The sequence below is a fragment of the Pseudomonas sp. Kh14 genome, assembly GCF_900291005.1.
GTDB lineage: Bacteria > Pseudomonadota > Gammaproteobacteria > Pseudomonadales > Pseudomonadaceae > Aquipseudomonas > Aquipseudomonas alloputida.
This window is the reverse complement of sequence record NZ_OLKJ01000158.1, coordinates 1-261: the sequence shown is the minus strand read 5'-3', so window position 1 is coordinate 261 and position 261 is coordinate 1. Positions and strand designations below refer to the sequence as shown.

The 261-nt window shown below is 46.7% G+C and carries 1 protein-coding gene; it reads left to right on the top strand.

Annotated elements, in window-relative coordinates; all coding sequences use genetic code 11:
* Nucleotides 1-55 precede the first annotated feature (55 nt).
* On the top strand, nt 56-261 hold a 206-nt coding region (locus tag FQ668_RS27680; RefSeq protein ID WP_144180803.1), incomplete at its 3' end, for a hypothetical protein.

The following is a 261-nucleotide window of genomic DNA, read 5'->3' as shown; positions in this document are numbered from 1 at the left end:
CCACAGCGCCATTATTGTCCGCTCTGGTGCAACTGGCACACTGAAGGCTAACTGGATGAACATCTACGGCGAAGTAGTCAACTTATCCAGTGTTCAGCTTGATGCCACTTACAACTGGTGGGGTGATGAAAGTGGACCTTCTGGTGTGGGATCAGGAACAGGTGATGCAGTTAGTGCTAATGTAAATTATTCTCCCTGGCTTGTTCCAAATATCTCTGTAACAAAATCAGATTCACCTGATCCAGTTGCACAAGGTATGCC